The following is a 15,103-nucleotide window of genomic DNA, read 5'->3' as shown; positions in this document are numbered from 1 at the left end:
ATGAGCGCTGCTTCCGACGTCGGCTACCATGCCCAGCGCCAGGCGCGCTGGCACTACGGCGAAATCGCCTTCTGGCTGATCGTGCTGGCCTGCGGCTTCGCATTTCCGTCGCGCTATCTGATCATGACTGACATCCTGCGCCTCGCGCTGTTCGCGATGTCGCTCGATCTCATCCTCGGCTATGCCGGCATCGTTTCGCTGGGCCATGCCGCCTTCTTCGGCGTCGGCGCCTATGCCGCGGGGCTGCTGGCGCTGCACGGCATCGTCAAGGAGCCCGTGCTGGCGCTGATCGTCGCCGGCCTTGCCGCCATGGTGCTCGGCTTTGCCACCAGCTTTCTGGTGATCCGCGGCGTCGACCTGACGCGCCTGATGGTGACGCTCGGCATTGCGTTGCTGCTGGAAGCGCTCGCCGAGCGCTTCTCCAATATCACCGGTGGGACCGACGGCCTGCAGGGCATCGAGATGCAGCCGATCTTCGGCGAGATCCCGTTCGACATGTTCGGCAAGGCCGGCTTCTTCTATTCGCTCGCCGTGTTGTTCCTGCTGTTCCTGTTGGCCCGCCGCGTCGTAAATTCCCCGTTCGGCCTGTCGCTGCGCGCCATCAAGAACAATCCTCTCCGCGCCGCCGCCATTGGCATTCCGGTCAACCGCCGCCTGGTCGCGATCTATACGCTGGCTGCGTTCTATGCCGGCATTGCGGGCGCGCTGTTCACCCAGACGACCGCGATCGCCTCGCTCGACGTGTTCGCCTTCGAGCGCTCCGCGGACCTGATGCTGGTGCTGGTGATCGGCGGTACCGGCTATCTCTACGGCGGGCTGGTCGGCGCGGTGATCTTCCGCCTGCTCCAGGAATTGTTCTCGACCATCACGCCGCAATACTGGCAGTTCTGGATCGGCCTCGTGCTGGTCGTGATCGTGCTGGTCGGCCGCCAGCGCCTGCATCGCTGGGTGCTGTATGTGCCGAACCTGATCATCAGGCAGATTGCGGGCCGCAAGGCGATCGTCGCCGTGCCGGAGAGCGATTCATGACCATCGCGCTCGAAACCCAAAATCTCGAAAAGCAGTTCGGCGGCCTGCGCGTCACCCGCGATCTGTCCCTGAAGGTCGAGCAGGGCGCCCGCCACGCGCTGATCGGTCCGAACGGTGCCGGCAAGACCACGGTCATCAACCAGCTCACCGGCGTGCTGAAGCCGAACGCAGGCCGCATCCTGCTCGAAGGTCAGGACATCACCGATCTGCCGGTGCACAAGCGCGTGCTGCGCGGGTTGTCGCGCACGTTCCAGATCAACCAGCTCTACCCGGACCTGACTCCCCTGGAGACCATCGGGCTCGCGGTCTCCGAGCGCCTCGGCCATGGCGGCGACTGGTGGCGACGGATGGGCACGCGCAGTGACGTCAATGGCGAGACCGCCGATCTGCTCTCCCGCTTCCATCTGCTCGACGTCATGAACGAAGAGACCGTGACGCTGCCCTACGGTAAGCAGCGCCTGCTCGAGATCGCGGTGGCCATTGCGGCCAAGCCGCGCGTGCTGCTGCTCGACGAGCCCGCCGCCGGCGTGCCCGAGAGCGAGCGCCACGACATTCTCGCCGTCGTGGGCAGCCTGCCGCGGGACGTCACCGTGCTCCTGATCGAGCACGACATGGACCTCGTGTTCTCCTTTGCCGATCGCATCTCGGTGCTGGTCTCCGGCGCGCTGCTGACTGAAGGCCGGCCCGAAGAGGTCGCGCGCGATCCGCAGGTGAAGGCGGTCTATCTCGGCGAGGGGGCGGTCGATGTCTGACCTGCTCGCGATCGATTCACTTCGCGCCGGCTACGGCGAGGCGGTGGTGCTGCCGAAGATGACGCTCCGCCTCGCCGAAGGACAGGTGCTGGCGCTGCTCGGGCGGAACGGCACCGGCAAGACCACGCTGATCAACTCCATCGTCGGCGTCACGCGCCGCTTCGCAGGCTCCATTGCGCTGGCCGGCACCGATGTCACGGCGATGCGGCCCGACCAGCGGGCGCGCGCCGGCATCGGCTGGGTGCCGCAGGAGCGCAACATCTTCCGCTCGCTGACGGTGGAAGAGAACATGACCGCCGTAGCGCAGCCCGGTCCCTGGACGGTCGAGAAGGTGTACGAGATGTTCCCGCGGCTGAAGGAGCGGCGGAGCAATTTCGGCAACCAGCTCTCCGGCGGCGAGCAGCAGATGCTGGCGATCGGTCGCGCACTTACCCTCAATCCGAAAGTCCTGCTGCTGGACGAGCCGATGGAGGGCCTTGCGCCCATCATCGTCGAGGAACTCTTGAAGGCGATCGGGACCATCACCCGGTCCGGAGGTATCTGCTCGATCATCGTAGAGCAGAATGCCCAAAAGATTCTGGGGCTCGCCGATCGCGTTGTGATATTGGAGCGCGGAACGATCGTCCACGACGCTCCGAGCGCCGCGCTGAAGACCGACCCCTCTGTCCTGGAGCGCCATCTCGGCGTCGCCGGGGCGGCGGCCCACTAAGATGTCCAGGGAGTAACACATGCAGCGAACCACAGCCCCCTTCCGCGCCGACGAGGTCGGCAGCCTCCTGCGTCCGCTCAAGATCAAGGAAGCCCGTAGCCGGCTGGAGAAGGGCGAGATCTCGGCCGACGATCTGCGCAAGATCGAGGACATGGAGATCGAGAAGGTCGTGCACAAGCAGGCCTCGATCGGGCTGAAGCTCGCGACCGACGGCGAATTCCGCCGCTCCTGGTGGCATTTCGACTTCCTGGCCAAGCTCACCGGCTGCGAGCTGTTTCACCCCGACACCGGCATCCAGTTCACGGGCGTGCAGACCCGTCACGATGCGGTCCGCGTCATCGGCAAGCTCGACTTTCCAGACAGCCACCCGATGCTGAACCACTTCCGCTTCCTGAAGAAGGTCGCCGACCAGGCTCACGTCACCGCCAAGATGACGATCCCTTCGCCGGCAGTGCTCCACTTCCGCGGCGGACGCAAGTCGATCTCCAAGGACGTCTATCCCGATCTCGACGCCTTCTACGAAGATCTCGGCAAGACCTACCGCAAGGCCGTGAAGGCGTTCTACGACGCCGGCTGCCGCTATCTCCAGTTCGACGACACCGTCTGGGCCTATCTCTGCTCGCAGGACGAATTGCAGAAGGCACGCGAGCGCGGCGATAATCCGGATGGGCTGCAACAGATCTATGCGCGCATGATCAACTACGCGCTGGCGGAGAAGCCGGCCGACATGGTGGTGACGACCCACGTCTGCCGCGGTAATTTCCGCTCGACCTGGATTTCCTCGGGTGGCTACGAGCCGGTGGCCGAGACCATGCTCGCCGGCACCAATTACGACGGCTACTTCCTGGAGTACGACAGCGACCGCGCCGGCGGTTTCGAGCCGCTGCGCTTCCTGCCCAAGGGCAACAAGGTCGTCGTGGTCGGCGTCATCACCTCGAAGTTCGGCGAGCTCGAGAAGAAGGACGACATCAAGCGCCGCCTGGAAGAAGCCGCCAAGTTCGCGCCCTTGGAGCAGCTCGCGCTGTCGCCGCAATGTGGCTTTGCCTCTACGGAAGAGGGCAACATCCTCTCCGAGGAGGAGCAGTGGGCCAAGCTCAGCCTCGCGGTCGAGATCGCGAAGGAAGTGTGGGGGCAGTAAGGCTCCGCCGTTAAGGCTCACCCGTGTCCCGGACGCGCAGCAACGCTCCAGCGTTGCTGCGCAGAGCCGGGACCCATGCTGCTCGACTTGCTGCGCGGAGCTATAGGCCTCACCTCTGCAGCGCACCGCTGAGAAGCGCTGCGCTGCGTCCGGGCACGAGTCACTTCTCCGCCAGATAGACCCCCACAGAGAGGAGTTCGACCATGGGCACGTGCTTGTTCTTCGGGGTCGAGATCACCTTGCCGCGCCTGGCTTTGCCGCGATTGAGCTCGTGCCGCTCGGCGGGCCGTGCCCCTGCACCTCCCACGTGATGATTCCTTCGCAGGCATTGATCATCTTGTCTGCCGGCGTCGTGTCCGCCGTGCAGCTCGGCTCGAGCTGATTGCGCGTGCCTGCGCGACCGCGGGCGGACCACAGGATCGCGGCGAGCAGGGCGACCGGGCAGGCGCGCACGGTAAGGAGGCGATCAGAGGAGAAGCGCCAGTTGTTGCTCGGCGGGGCCAGAGTGGGGCGCGGCTCGCGGCCGGAGCAAACTGTGAAGGAGGCGCTTGGATCCGCTATTCCCTCAGTGGGCAGATTTTGCTAGGAGATTGGTCCCAATCCGTCTGCCCACCGATTTCCCACTCATGAAGAACGACGAAATCCTGAGCCAGATCACCGACTTCTGCCGCAAGGCGGACATGGCGGAATCGACGTTCGGCCGGCGCGCGGTGAACGATGGGAAGCTGGTGCACCGCCTGCGCGAGGGAAAGCGCATCACCATCGACACGCTGGAGCGGATCCAGGCCTATATGGCGGCGTCGATGGCCGGCGGCGTGCCGCCGCCGCGGGGACTTCAGGTGCCGCCCGAGAAGCGCGATCCACGCGGCAATTTCCGCTTCTTCGAGAACCGCCAGAAATACCTGCTGTTCGTCCACACCTGCAGCGAAAAGCGGGTGATCGCGGACCGCGTCGCGCTGGAGCTTGCCTCCATCCATCCGCGCCCGCCGGCGCTGCGCCTGTTCGACGCCGGCGTCGGCGACGGAACGGTGCTGGCGCGGGTGCTGCGCGCCACGCACCAGCGCTTTCCGCACATGCCGTTCTACGTCGCGGGCAAGGAACTCAGCCTGGAGGATTTGCGCCTGACGCTGGAGAAGGTGCCGGACCGCATTTTCGAGCACCCGGCATCGGTGTTCGTGTTCACCAACATGTTCTACGCCGAGGCGCCCTGGCTGACGCCAGCGTCGCCCGCGGCGGCGGCCGCCACCGTCTGGCACGAGGTGCCGCTCCGCGGCGCTTCGTCGGGCGAGTTCGAGCAGCAGATCGCGGAGCTGAGGCCGTTTCTGGAGCAGAACTGGCGCGCTGCGATCAGCCCACGCACGGCCATGCCGCTCTACGAGCGGCCGGTCGTCCTCGTGCTCTATCGCGAGGACCACAGGTTCCTGCTCGATTCGACCATTCCGCGGCCAGGCCAGACTGAGGCCAATTTCGACCTCGTCATCGCATCCCAGCCGTACCGGGCCCTGTCATCGGTCAATTTCCGGGCGAAGCGGATCATTGCACCTCTGGCGCGGGCGCTGCGGCCGGGCGGCAGGCTGATCGGTATCCACTCCCATGGGCAGGATCCGGGCATGGAAATGATCCGGGCGATCTGGCCGGGAGAAAATCCTTTCTCAGTCAGCCGTCATGAGCTACTGCGTGCCGTTAAGTATGAACTTGGATCGGTGGGCCGCGACTTAAATTTTAATGCATACGCGGACAATCGTTCGATCTTCAGGTATGATATGGAAGCTCTGCCCAACGAGGTCACCGGCACCATCGGAACCTCGACGGCCTTTGCAGCGTGGAATGCGGCGGTGTATGTCGCTCAGATTGAGGACGACCGATTGACAGAAATGACTCAAAACGGCCGCACTCTGGATGCCGCCAGGGATGTGCTGCGGAAGTACAACGGGCTCTGGTTTCTCGACGAATCCTACGTCATCTCGCGCCGGCGTGATTGACATCATCAAAAGTAAACATCGCAAACGCCCGCCAGCTAGCGGCGGAACAAGGGGTTACTGATGCGCGCGTCCTATCTCTTCACCAGCGAGTCCGTGTCCGAGGGCCATCCGGACAAGGTCTGTGACCGGATCTCCGATGAGATCGTCGACCTGTTCTACCGTGAAGGGCCTAAGGCGGGCATCGACCCCTGGCAAATCCGCGCCGCCTGCGAGACGCTCGCGACCACCAACAAGGTGGTGATCGCCGGCGAGACCCGCGGCCCGAAGTCGGTGACCAACGAGCAGATCGAGAGCGTCGTGCGCGGCGCGATCAAGGACATCGGCTACGAGCAGGAAGGCTTCCACTGGAAGACCTGCGACATCGAGATCCTCCTGCATCCGCAATCGGCCGACATCGCCCAGGGCGTCGATGCGCTGCAGCCGGGCGAGGTCAAGGAAGAAGGCGCGGGCGACCAGGGCATCATGTTCGGCTACGCCACCAACGAGACGCCCGATCTGATGCCGGCGCCGATCTTCTACGCCCACAAGATCCTGCGCCTGATCTCGGAAGCCCGCCACTCCGGCAAGGAGAAGGTGCTGGGTCCGGACTCCAAGAGCCAGGTCACCGTGCAGTACGAGAACGGCAAGCCGGTCGGCGTGCGCGAGATCGTCGTGTCGCACCAGCATCTGGTTCCCGACCTCAGCTCGAACCAGGTTCGCGAGATCGTCGAGCCCTATGTGCGCGAGGCGCTGCCGAAGGACTGGATCACCGCGAAGACGATCTGGCACATCAACCCCACCGGCAAGTTCTACATCGGCGGTCCCGACGGCGATTCCGGCCTGACCGGCCGCAAGATCATCGTCGACACCTATGGCGGTGCGGCCCCGCACGGCGGCGGCGCGTTCTCCGGCAAGGATCCGACCAAGGTCGACCGCTCCGCGGCCTATGCTGCGCGCTACGTCGCCAAGAACATCGTCGCCGCCGGCCTTGCCGACCGCTGCACGCTGCAGCTGGCCTATGCCATCGGCGTGGCACGTCCGCTGTCGATCTACATCGACACCCACGGCACCGGTAAGGTTTCGGAAGATCAGCTCGAGAAGGCCGCCGCCAAGGCGATGGACCTCACCCCGCGCGGCATCCGCACTCATCTCGATCTCAACCGGCCGATCTACGCGCGCACCTCGGCCTACGGCCATTTCGGCCGCACGCCCGACAATGAGGGCGGCTTCTCCTGGGAGAAGACCGACCTCGTCGAGCAGCTCAAGCGCGCGCTCTAGTTCTCTTGCATTCCGGGGCGCCGCGACGGCGGCGAATCCGGAATCTCGAACCTCCGAATTCCGGGTTCGCTCGTGTCACGAGCGCCCCGGAATGACGGGCCAAACAAACAGGAACCTCTCATGAACGCGAAGCCCGGCTTCACCGATTACATCGTCAAGGACATTTCGCTCGCCGATTTCGGCCGCAAGGAGCTCTCGCTGGCCGAGACCGAGATGCCTGGCCTGATGGCCACCCGCGAGGAGTACGGCCCGAAGCAGCCGCTGAAGGGCGCGCGCATCGCCGGCTCGCTGCACATGACGATCCAGACCGGCGTGTTGATCGAGACGCTCGCCGCGCTCGGCGCCGACATCCGCTGGGTCTCCTGCAACATCTATTCGACGCAGGATCACGCTGCCGCTGCGATCGCCGCCGCCGGCATTCCCGTCTTCGCCGTCAAAGGCGAGACGCTGACCGAGTACTGGGACTACACCGCCAAGCTGTTCGACTGGCACGGCGGCGGTCACCCGAACATGATCCTCGATGACGGCGGTGACGCCACCATGTATGTCCATCTCGGTCTGCGCGCCGAGAACGGCGACACCGCTTTCCTCGACAAGCCCGGCTCCGAGGAAGAGGAAGTGTTCTTCGCGCTTCTGAAGAAGCAGCTCAAGGAAAAGCCGAAGGGCTACTTCGCCGGGATCGCCAACAGCATCAAGGGCGTTTCCGAGGAGACCACGACGGGCGTGCATCGTCTCTATGACATGCAGAAGGCAGGCACGCTGCTGTGGCCGGCCATCAACGTCAACGACAGCGTCACCAAGTCGAAGTTCGACAACCTCTATGGCTGCCGTGAATCGCTGGTCGACGGCATCCGCCGCGGCACCGACGTGATGCTGTCGGGCAAGGTCGCGATGGTCGCCGGCTTCGGCGACGTCGGCAAGGGCTCGGCCGCCTCGCTGCGCCAGGCCGGCTGCCGCGTCATGGTCTCCGAGGTCGATCCGATCTGCGCGCTGCAGGCGGCGATGGAAGGCTACGAGGTCGTGACCATGGAAGACGCCGCGCCGCGGGCCGACATCTTCGTCACCGCCACCGGCAACAAGGACATCATCACCATCGAGCACATGCGCGCGATGAAGGATCGCGCCATCGTCTGCAACATCGGCCACTTTGACAACGAGATCCAGATCGCGTCTCTGCGCAATCTGAAGTGGACCAACATCAAGCCGCAGGTCGACGAGATCGAGTTCCCCGACAAGCACCGCATCATCCTGCTGTCGGAGGGCCGCCTCGTGAACCTCGGCAACGCGATGGGCCATCCGTCCTTCGTGATGTCGGCGTCCTTCACCAACCAGACGCTGGCGCAGATCGAGCTGTTCGCCAACAACAAGGACGGCAAGTACGAGAAGAAGGTCTACGTGCTGCCCAAGACGCTCGACGAGAAGGTCGCCCGCCTGCACCTCTCCAAGATCGGCGTCAAGCTCACCGAGCTCCGCAAGGACCAGGCCGACTATATCGGCGTGAAGCAGGAAGGCCCGTACAAATCGGACCACTACCGCTACTAAGCCACCGGTTCGACAAACCATCGACGCAAAGCCCCGGAGCGATCCGGGGCTTTGTTGTTTCGGGGCATGGAATTCAACTCGCTTTGCAGTTGCGGCACGTTGATTGCCGATTGACGGCCAGCAGCGGCAGGCGGACAATCCGCCCCGGCGGAGGAAACCATGCAACAAGAACATTTCGACGTGCTGATCGTCGGCGCCGGGCTATCCGGCATCGGCGCCGGCTATCATCTGCAGACCAAGTGTCCGGCCAAGAGCTACGTCATCCTCGAGGGACGCGATTGCATCGGCGGCACCTGGGACCTCTTCCGCTATCCCGGCATCCGCTCTGACAGCGACATGTTCACCCTCGGCTATTCGTTCAAGCCGTGGACCGATCCGAAGGCGATCGCCGACGGGCCGCAGATCCTGAACTACGTGCGCGAGACTGCGGCCGAGAACGGCATCGACAAGCACATCCGCTTCCACCACCGCGTCAAGCGCGCGGCGTGGTCGACGCCGGATGCGCGCTGGACCGTCGAGGCCGAGCGCATCACGGGCGAGGGCGCGACCGAGCTGGTGCGCTTCACCTGCAACTTCCTGTTCATGTGCTCAGGCTATTACAAATACGAAGCGGGCTATACGCCGGAGTTCAAGGGCGCCGCTGATTTCGCCGGCCGCATCGTGCATCCGCAGAAATGGACCGAGGACATCGACTACGCGGGCAAGCGTGTCGTCGTGATCGGCTCGGGCGCGACAGCGGTAACGCTGGTGCCGGAGCTCGCCAAGCAGGCGGAGCAGGTCACCATGCTGCAGCGCTCGCCGACCTATGTGGTGTCGCGGCCGGCGCAGGATCCCGTCGCCAACAAGCTGCGCCGCAACCTGCCGGCGAAGTTCGCCTATCACCTGATCCGCTGGCGCAACGTGATGTGGGGGATGTTCTTCTTCCAGCTCAGCCGGCGCAGACCGGCGAAGGTGAAGGATCTCATCCTCAAGGGCGTGAGGATCGCGCTCGGCCCGGACTACGACGTCGCGACCCACTTCACGCCGCGCTACAATCCCTGGGACCAGCGGCTGTGCCTCGTGCCCGACGGCGACCTCTTCAAAGCGATCCGCGAGCAGCGCGCCAGCGTCGTCACCAGCGAGATCGACACCTTCACGCATGACGGCATCCGCCTGAAGGACGGCCGCGAGCTGGCGGCCGACATCATCGTGACGGCGACCGGGCTGGTGCTCCAGGTCGCCGGTGGCCTCGAGGTCAGCGTCGACGGCCGCTCCGTCGATTTCGCCAACACGCTGACCTACAAGGGCATGATGTATGCCGACGTGCCGAACATGGCCTCGGCCTTCGGCTACACCAACGCGTCCTGGACGCTGAAATGCGACCTCACCTGCGAATATGTCTGCCGCCTCATCAATTACATGGACCGGCACAATTTCCGCCAGTGCATGCCGCACAACGATGATCCCACTATCACCGCGCAGCCTTCGCTCGATTTCACCTCGGGCTACGTGCAGCGCTCGATCGCCAAGATGCCGAAGCAGGGCTCGAAGCGGCCCTGGCGGCTCCACCAGAACTACGCGCTCGACATCGTCTCGTTGCGCTTCGGTCGGATCGACGATGGCGTGATGCAGTATTCCTGATCTTGCTACGTAGGATACCGGGATAGCCCCGCGTTCGCTTGAGACGAATCGCGACTTGCGGTAGTATTTTTGCGCTGCAAGAAGTTAAGTTCCGACAACGTCTGAGTTTCGCGTCGTCGCCGTCTTAAGGGGAGCGCAGGACATGCACGTCCTTGCCCTGGTCACGCAAAAAGGCGGAAGCGGCAAGAGTACGCTGTCCGTTGGACTGGCGGTGGCAGCAATGCAGCGAGCTGAGCGCGTCGCTCTCATTGAGGCGGACGCGCAAGGTACGATCTCGAAATGGAAAGAGCGCCGCGATCATCCCTATCCTCGCGTCGAGCGCGTTGCCGATCCTGCCGAGATCGAACCGTTGATCGCGCGGCTGAAGGCCGAAGGCGTCTGGCTTGCCATCGTCGACACAGCTGCCACGACCAACAGCCTGGCGCTGCGCGTCATCGCCTGCGCCGATCTCTGTCTCATCCCGGCGCGCCCGAGCCCGGCCGATATCGAAGCCGCAATTCCTACACTGATCGCCATTCGCAGGCTCAACCGCCGATTTGCCTTTATCCTCAATCAGACACCGTCGCGAGGGTGCCGGCTGAGCGAAGCTGCCACATCGCTAAGCTCGCTCGGCGTGCTTGCACTCCCGTTTATTGCGCAGCGTAACGATCACCAGGATGCACTCGGAGCAGGGTTGGGCGTGACGGAGTTCGCACCGGCGGGCAAAGCTTCGGACGAAATTGTAAGTTTGTCGGGTTGGATCGCGGCGCACTTGGCCGAGGAGTCGGGTGATTATGGGAAAGGCGCGCTCAAAGCTGCCTGCTGACGTTGCACGCAGGGGGCGTCGCTCGCTGCTGGAACTGGCGGAGGAAGTGAGCCGTGCGGTCGACGAGGGCTTGGCCATGCCGCAGGGCTCAGTCGCCGTCTTCCCCCTAGATGCGCCGCAGATTGCGCAAGAAGCGCCTGCTCCGATGACTGTTCCGGTACAAGAAGCGGCCAGCGTCATCGTTGCAAGACCTGAACCTTCGAGCAGCACTGATCTCATCGTGGACATGGCCAAGGAGTATCAAGCCCGCGCTTTGGACGGCATGAGCGCTACGCTCAACTACGCCAACGACCTCGCAAAGTCACGGCTGGCCAGTGTGACATCAGAGGCCAATGAAACCGTCGTCGTGGAAAGCGATCTCATCGACGCGATTGGGACGGCAGCCGAGTGTCGCACCGTCGTGCTCGAACTGATGAAGGTTAATGCGGGCGCGACCTTGGAGTATGCGCGGGAGCTAGGGCGTGCAAAGACTCTGGCAGAGTTGGTTGAGCTGTCGGGCACGCATGCGCGAAAGCAATGTGAGTTGGTCCTGAAGCAAACCGAGTTGCTGAGGTCGCTTGCTCAAAGCATGACAAAGCCCAGTGCCAGGTGATGCAGCTCGCCTGCGCGAAGGGCGGGACCAAAACCCGAGCGGTCGCCGAGATGGTCGGCGACGAGCGGGCCGACGATCGTGCCGAGGTCATGTCATCCTCTTGCGCGCGACGGCGTGCAGATCATCCTGTCTGCGTGGCGCGGCGGCGGCGGAATTCCTGCACGGGCACGCCGCCCCAGCCCCAATTGTCGGTGTCGACTTCCTCGATCACGACGAAGGTGGACTCGAGCGGCTTGCCGAGCACGTCGCGCAGCAGCTCGCTCGACCCCTTGATCAGTGCGGCCTTCTCCTCCGCCGTGAGCGACGCCGCACCCGGCGCCGTTCCCTCGCGGGTCACTTGAATGGTGACGATGGGCATCGTGGTTCTCCTCCTCTCAGTGGCCGGCGCTCTGGCCGCCGTCGACATGCAGAATTTCGCCGGTGACAAAGGAGGCGCCCTCGAGATAGAGCACGGCATCGACGATGTCAGACATCTCCCCCATATGGCCGACCGGGTGCAGTGCGTCGAGCTGGGCATGCGTCGCGACCGGGTGCATCGGCGACTTGATGATGCCGGGCGACACCGCATTCACGCGGATGCCGCGCCTGGCGTATTCGATCGCGAGCGACTTGGTCGCGGCGTTCAGCCCACCCTTGCTCAGCGAGGCCAGCACCGAGGGCACATTCGAATTGGCCTGATCGACCAGCGTCGTCGTGATTTGGACGACGTGGCCAGACCCCTGCTTCTCCATTTCGGCGATGGCAAGCTGCGTGATGTTGAAGAAGCCCGCGACATTGGTGCCCATAACTGCGGCATAGTCCTCGGCCGTGTACTGGGTGAACGGTTTTGCGACGAAGATGCCCGCGTTGTTGACCAGCGTGTCGACTCGGCCGAAGCGGGCGATCGCTTGCGACACCACGCGCTCTGCGGTGGACCGCTCGGCGATGTCGCCTGCAACGGCGAGGACGTCGTCGTCACCCGACGGCTTGATGGAGCGCGCCGTTGCGACGACGCGATAGTTGCGATCGCGAAAACCCTGGACCAGGGCGGCGCCGATACCCTGCGATGCACCGGTGATGATGGCGACCTTCTGCTCGATACCCATGACGGGCTCCTGTTGTTGACTTGAAAACCTGCGCCAGCGGCGGCTGGCTTGGGCGTTGAGGTACGCTGCAGCGGCTTGCTTGCGAATATCCGCTGCCCGGCAGACACTCTTTCGCGACGCGAACGAATGCCGGATCGATCCTTGCGGAGGTTGTCGCAGCCGGCGCAAACGCCTAGCTTTCAGCCGAAATCTCAGGGGGCTGCGGCGAGCGCATGGATCGTCTGGACGCGATGAAGCTGTTTGTCCTTGCGGTGGACGAGGGCAGCTTGGCTGCCGCAGGACGCAAGCTCGGCCGATCGCCGGCTGCGGTGAGCCGCGCCATCGCCTTTCTGGAGCAGCGGGTCGGCGCCGAGCTGCTGCACCGGACGACACGCTCGATCAAGCTGAGCGAGGAAGGCGAGCGTTATGTCGCGATCTGCCGCCGCGTGCTCACCGATCTGGAGGAGGCCGAGGACATCGCGGCCGGACCGCGCACGGCTCCGCGTGGTCTGCTCACGATCACCGCTCCGGTGGTCTCCGGCGAGATGGTACTGCGGCCGATCCTCGACGCGTTTCTCGACGCCTATCCGACCGTATCGGCAAAACTCCTGCTGTTCGACCGTGCGGTCAATCTGATCGAGGAAGGCGTCGATATCGCGCTTCGCATCGGTCCGCTGGCGGATTCGGCGATGGTGGCGATGCGGGTCGGCGGGATCAGCCGCGTCGTGGTGGCAGCTCCCCGCTACCTGAAACAACATCCGCGCATCACCGAGCCGGGCGATCTCGCCAAACACCAGATCGTCGCGATGGCGCATCTGCCCAATTCCTGGACCTTTGCGCCGCAGCCGGGCTCATCGGCGCCGCGCACCGTGCAGTTCACCCCGCGGCTCGTCGTCAACAGCACCTATGCGGCAGTGGCCTCCACTGTGGCCGGGCGCGGCGTGGCGCGGATGTATTCGTACCAAGTGGCCGAGCAGGTCGCGCGCCGCGAGCTCGAGATCGTGCTGGCGGACGACGAGGATCCGGAGATGCCGGCGCATCTGATCTGCCCGCAGGGCCGGCTTTCGGTGCCCAAGGTGCGCGCCTTCACCGACTTCGCCGTGCCCCGGCTGAAGAAGCAGTTTGCGCTGCTGAAGCAGAGCACCAAGGCGCGTTGAGCCGCTTCATGCCTCCGCAATGCGCGTTTTCGCGTATACGGCGGGGCGGCTGAATCGGCGATGGTTCCTGAACGGTTAACGCCGATTTAACGGGTGAGTCCTACCCTGTCTCGGCCGGGGTTACTCGCAAGGCCGAGGTGAGCCCAATGGAAGCCCAGAGAATAGCGGTCGACGCCGTCGTCGCGCTGACCGATTGCGACCGCGACGCCGTCATCGCCTTCATCCGCCGCCTCTATCTCGCCGGCGTCACCGACCCCAAGCGCCTGACCTTCAAGGGCCTGCAGGCGCTGTCGCGGGCTTGATTCGGCTCGTTTCGGCCGGTTTAGACCCCAGTCCATCCCCTTGCTCTCCCCGGCGTGATTGCAACCCAGCGGTGAATATCTTGCCGCTCCGGCCGGGTCGGGCTACACGACACCCCGGCTGGGTCACTTGGGGATTGGGGAAATGTTGAAACAGCTTTTTGCGCCGCAGCTCGTCATTTTGTACGTGCTTGCGGCTTCGACGATTTACGTCCACTTCCGCGGCAAGCAGCGGCTGCGCTTCGCGCGCCAGCTCGGCGATCACTCGACCTATCTCGCACCTTACAATGTGCTGATGTATGCGGGCTCGGCGGTGCCGAACAAGCCGGTGATCTCGGTCGATCAGTTTCCGGAGCTGAAGCCCCTCCGCGAGAACTGGGAGACCATCCGCGACGAAGCTGTGCGCCTGTTCGATGAAGGTTTTATCCGCGCGGCGGCGAAGAACAACGATTGGGGCTTCTACTCGTTCTTCAAGAGCGGCTGGAAGCGGTTCTACCTGAAATGGTACGACGACTTCTTGCCGTCGGCGAACACGCTGTGCCCGAAGACGGTGGAGCTACTCAAATCGATCCCGAGCGTGCATGGCGCGATGTTCGCGATGCTGCCGCCCGGCGGCAAGCTCGGCGCTCACCGTGATCCCTTCGCCGGCTCTCTGCGCTATCACCTCGGCCTGGTCACGCCGAACTCGAACAAGTGCCGGATCCTCGTCGATGGCGTCGAATGCGTCTGGCGTGATGGCGAGGCCTTCATGTTCGACGAGACCTTCATCCACAGCGCCGAGAATGCGACCGACGTCAACCGCATCATCCTGTTCTGCGATGTCGAGCGCCCGATGAAATACGGCTTCATGACCGCGATCAACCGCTGGGTTAGCCATCACATCGTCAAGGCGTCGGCGACCCAGAATGTCGACGGTGAGCACGTCGGCGTGCTCAACAAGGTGTTCGGCAAGCTCTACGAGATCCACCTTGCCAGCCGCAAGGTGAAGGAGTGGAACCGCAACGTCTACTACACGCTCAAATACTCGCTGACGGCCTTGATCCTCGGCCTGATCGTGTATTCGGCACTGAATTGAGGCAAATGCGCGGGGCGGATCAGCGAAGCTTGGTCGGCCGTTGCCTCATCTCGATCCGCCCTAGCGCGATCGTCTGATCTCG

The 15,103-nt window shown here is 64.0% G+C and carries 16 protein-coding genes; 13 read left to right on the top strand and 3 right to left on the bottom strand.

The window, feature by feature from the left end:
* The 4 genes from I6F24_RS30070 to I6F24_RS30055 are packed head-to-tail and all read left to right on the top strand — an operon-like array spanning nucleotide 1 to nucleotide 3,628.
* On the top strand, nucleotides 1–1,029 hold the full coding sequence (locus I6F24_RS30070; RefSeq protein WP_225111898.1) for a branched-chain amino acid ABC transporter permease: 1,029 nt from the start codon (nucleotides 1–3) through the stop codon (nucleotides 1,027–1,029).
* A complete protein-coding gene (locus tag I6F24_RS30065) occupies nucleotides 1,026–1,781 on the top strand; it encodes an ABC transporter ATP-binding protein (RefSeq protein ID WP_225150611.1) in 756 nt (251 codons plus the stop codon). The genes I6F24_RS30070 and I6F24_RS30065 overlap by 4 nt, the downstream gene beginning before the upstream one ends.
* Nucleotides 1,774–2,490 (top strand): ABC transporter ATP-binding protein, encoded by a 717-nt coding sequence (locus I6F24_RS30060; RefSeq protein ID WP_036029900.1) that lies wholly within the window; start codon nucleotides 1,774–1,776, stop codon nucleotides 2,488–2,490. The genes I6F24_RS30065 and I6F24_RS30060 overlap by 8 nt, the downstream gene beginning before the upstream one ends.
* Nucleotides 2,491–2,509: 19 nt before the next feature.
* Complete coding sequence (locus I6F24_RS30055) at nucleotides 2,510–3,628, top strand: cobalamin-independent methionine synthase II family protein (RefSeq protein WP_225150613.1); 1,119 nt, start codon at nucleotides 2,510–2,512, stop codon at nucleotides 3,626–3,628.
* Between the two features lie 160 nt (nucleotides 3,629–3,788).
* On the opposite strand, the gene I6F24_RS30050 is transcribed toward I6F24_RS30055, so the two are convergent.
* Nucleotides 3,789–3,935 carry a hypothetical protein gene (locus I6F24_RS30050; protein WP_157784118.1) on the bottom strand — a complete coding sequence of 49 codons (147 nt, stop codon included), beginning with the start codon at nucleotides 3,933–3,935 and terminating at the stop codon, nucleotides 3,789–3,791.
* 319 nt (nucleotides 3,936–4,254) lie between these two features.
* On the opposite strand from I6F24_RS30050, the gene I6F24_RS30045 reads away from it, so the two are divergent.
* From I6F24_RS30045 to I6F24_RS30020, 6 genes are all read left to right on the top strand, one after another.
* Entirely contained in the window at nucleotides 4,255–5,610 is a 1,356-nt protein-coding gene (locus I6F24_RS30045) for a hypothetical protein (RefSeq protein ID WP_225150705.1), read from the top strand.
* A gap of 60 nt (nucleotides 5,611–5,670) precedes the next feature.
* A complete protein-coding gene (metK, locus tag I6F24_RS30040) occupies nucleotides 5,671–6,867 on the top strand; it encodes a methionine adenosyltransferase (RefSeq protein ID WP_128266405.1) in 1,197 nt (398 codons plus the stop codon).
* Between the two features lie 120 nt (nucleotides 6,868–6,987).
* Nucleotides 6,988–8,409: an adenosylhomocysteinase gene (gene ahcY / locus I6F24_RS30035; protein ID WP_036015760.1), complete on the top strand. Its 1,422-nt coding sequence runs from the start codon at nucleotides 6,988–6,990 to the stop codon at nucleotides 8,407–8,409.
* A gap of 159 nt (nucleotides 8,410–8,568) precedes the next feature.
* Complete coding sequence (locus I6F24_RS30030; protein WP_225150615.1) at nucleotides 8,569–10,029, top strand: NAD(P)/FAD-dependent oxidoreductase; 1,461 nt, start codon at nucleotides 8,569–8,571, stop codon at nucleotides 10,027–10,029.
* Between the two features lie 142 nt (nucleotides 10,030–10,171).
* Nucleotides 10,172–10,834: a ParA family protein gene (locus I6F24_RS30025; RefSeq protein WP_225150617.1), complete on the top strand. Its 663-nt coding sequence runs from the start codon at nucleotides 10,172–10,174 to the stop codon at nucleotides 10,832–10,834.
* The gene (locus I6F24_RS30020; RefSeq protein ID WP_225150619.1) at nucleotides 10,803–11,426 is read left to right on the top strand and encodes a phasin family protein; all 624 of its coding nucleotides are present in this window, start codon (nucleotides 10,803–10,805) and stop codon (nucleotides 11,424–11,426) included. The genes I6F24_RS30025 and I6F24_RS30020 overlap by 32 nt, the downstream gene beginning before the upstream one ends.
* A 121-nt stretch (nucleotides 11,427–11,547) precedes the next feature.
* Here I6F24_RS30020 and I6F24_RS30015 read toward each other — a convergent pair whose 3' ends face one another.
* Nucleotides 11,548–11,784: a 4-oxalocrotonate tautomerase family protein gene (locus I6F24_RS30015; RefSeq protein WP_192893139.1), complete on the bottom strand. Its 237-nt coding sequence runs from the start codon at nucleotides 11,782–11,784 to the stop codon at nucleotides 11,548–11,550.
* 16 nt (nucleotides 11,785–11,800) lie between these two features.
* Complete coding sequence (locus tag I6F24_RS30010; RefSeq protein ID WP_036015767.1) at nucleotides 11,801–12,511, bottom strand: SDR family oxidoreductase; 711 nt, start codon at nucleotides 12,509–12,511, stop codon at nucleotides 11,801–11,803.
* 212 nt (nucleotides 12,512–12,723) lie between these two features.
* On the opposite strand from I6F24_RS30010, the gene I6F24_RS30005 reads away from it, so the two are divergent.
* The 3 genes from I6F24_RS30005 (at nucleotide 12,724) to I6F24_RS29995 (ending at nucleotide 15,021) form a co-directional block, all read left to right on the top strand.
* On the top strand, nucleotides 12,724–13,647 hold the full coding sequence (locus tag I6F24_RS30005; RefSeq protein WP_225150621.1) for a LysR family transcriptional regulator: 924 nt from the start codon (nucleotides 12,724–12,726) through the stop codon (nucleotides 13,645–13,647).
* A gap of 146 nt (nucleotides 13,648–13,793) precedes the next feature.
* On the top strand, nucleotides 13,794–13,949 hold the full coding sequence (locus I6F24_RS30000) for a hypothetical protein (protein WP_007612486.1): 156 nt from the start codon (nucleotides 13,794–13,796) through the stop codon (nucleotides 13,947–13,949).
* 142 nt (nucleotides 13,950–14,091) lie between these two features.
* Nucleotides 14,092–15,021 (top strand): aspartyl/asparaginyl beta-hydroxylase domain-containing protein, encoded by a 930-nt coding sequence (locus I6F24_RS29995; protein ID WP_036043270.1) that lies wholly within the window; start codon nucleotides 14,092–14,094, stop codon nucleotides 15,019–15,021.
* Nucleotides 15,022–15,103 lie beyond the last annotated feature (82 nt).

Source organism: Bradyrhizobium sp. BRP23 (genome assembly GCF_020194135.1).
Lineage (GTDB): Bacteria > Pseudomonadota > Alphaproteobacteria > Rhizobiales > Xanthobacteraceae > Bradyrhizobium > Bradyrhizobium yuanmingense.
Note: the sequence above shows the minus strand (reverse complement) of the source record. Positions and strands in the feature narration are given on the sequence as shown.

Coding starts and splice junctions, on each gene's coding strand:
- I6F24_RS30070 (WP_225111898.1), top strand. CDS start 1: ATGAGCGCTGCTTCCGACGTCGGCTACCATGCCCAGCGCCAGGCGCGC.
- I6F24_RS30065 (WP_225150611.1), top strand. CDS start 1,026: ATGACCATCGCGCTCGAAACCCAAAATCTCGAAAAGCAGTTCGGCGGC.
- I6F24_RS30060 (WP_036029900.1), top strand. CDS start 1,774: ATGTCTGACCTGCTCGCGATCGATTCACTTCGCGCCGGCTACGGCGAG.
- I6F24_RS30055 (WP_225150613.1), top strand. CDS start 2,510: ATGCAGCGAACCACAGCCCCCTTCCGCGCCGACGAGGTCGGCAGCCTC.
- I6F24_RS30045 (WP_225150705.1), top strand. CDS start 4,255: ATGAAGAACGACGAAATCCTGAGCCAGATCACCGACTTCTGCCGCAAG.
- metK (WP_128266405.1), top strand. CDS start 5,671: ATGCGCGCGTCCTATCTCTTCACCAGCGAGTCCGTGTCCGAGGGCCAT.
- ahcY (WP_036015760.1), top strand. CDS start 6,988: ATGAACGCGAAGCCCGGCTTCACCGATTACATCGTCAAGGACATTTCG.
- I6F24_RS30030 (WP_225150615.1), top strand. CDS start 8,569: ATGCAACAAGAACATTTCGACGTGCTGATCGTCGGCGCCGGGCTATCC.
- I6F24_RS30025 (WP_225150617.1), top strand. CDS start 10,172: ATGCACGTCCTTGCCCTGGTCACGCAAAAAGGCGGAAGCGGCAAGAGT.
- I6F24_RS30020 (WP_225150619.1), top strand. CDS start 10,803: ATGGGAAAGGCGCGCTCAAAGCTGCCTGCTGACGTTGCACGCAGGGGG.
- I6F24_RS30015 (WP_192893139.1), bottom strand. CDS start 11,784: ATGCCCATCGTCACCATTCAAGTGACCCGCGAGGGAACGGCGCCGGGT.
- I6F24_RS30010 (WP_036015767.1), bottom strand. CDS start 12,511: ATGGGTATCGAGCAGAAGGTCGCCATCATCACCGGTGCATCGCAGGGT.
- I6F24_RS30005 (WP_225150621.1), top strand. CDS start 12,724: ATGGATCGTCTGGACGCGATGAAGCTGTTTGTCCTTGCGGTGGACGAG.
- I6F24_RS30000 (WP_007612486.1), top strand. CDS start 13,794: ATGGAAGCCCAGAGAATAGCGGTCGACGCCGTCGTCGCGCTGACCGAT.
- I6F24_RS29995 (WP_036043270.1), top strand. CDS start 14,092: ATGTTGAAACAGCTTTTTGCGCCGCAGCTCGTCATTTTGTACGTGCTT.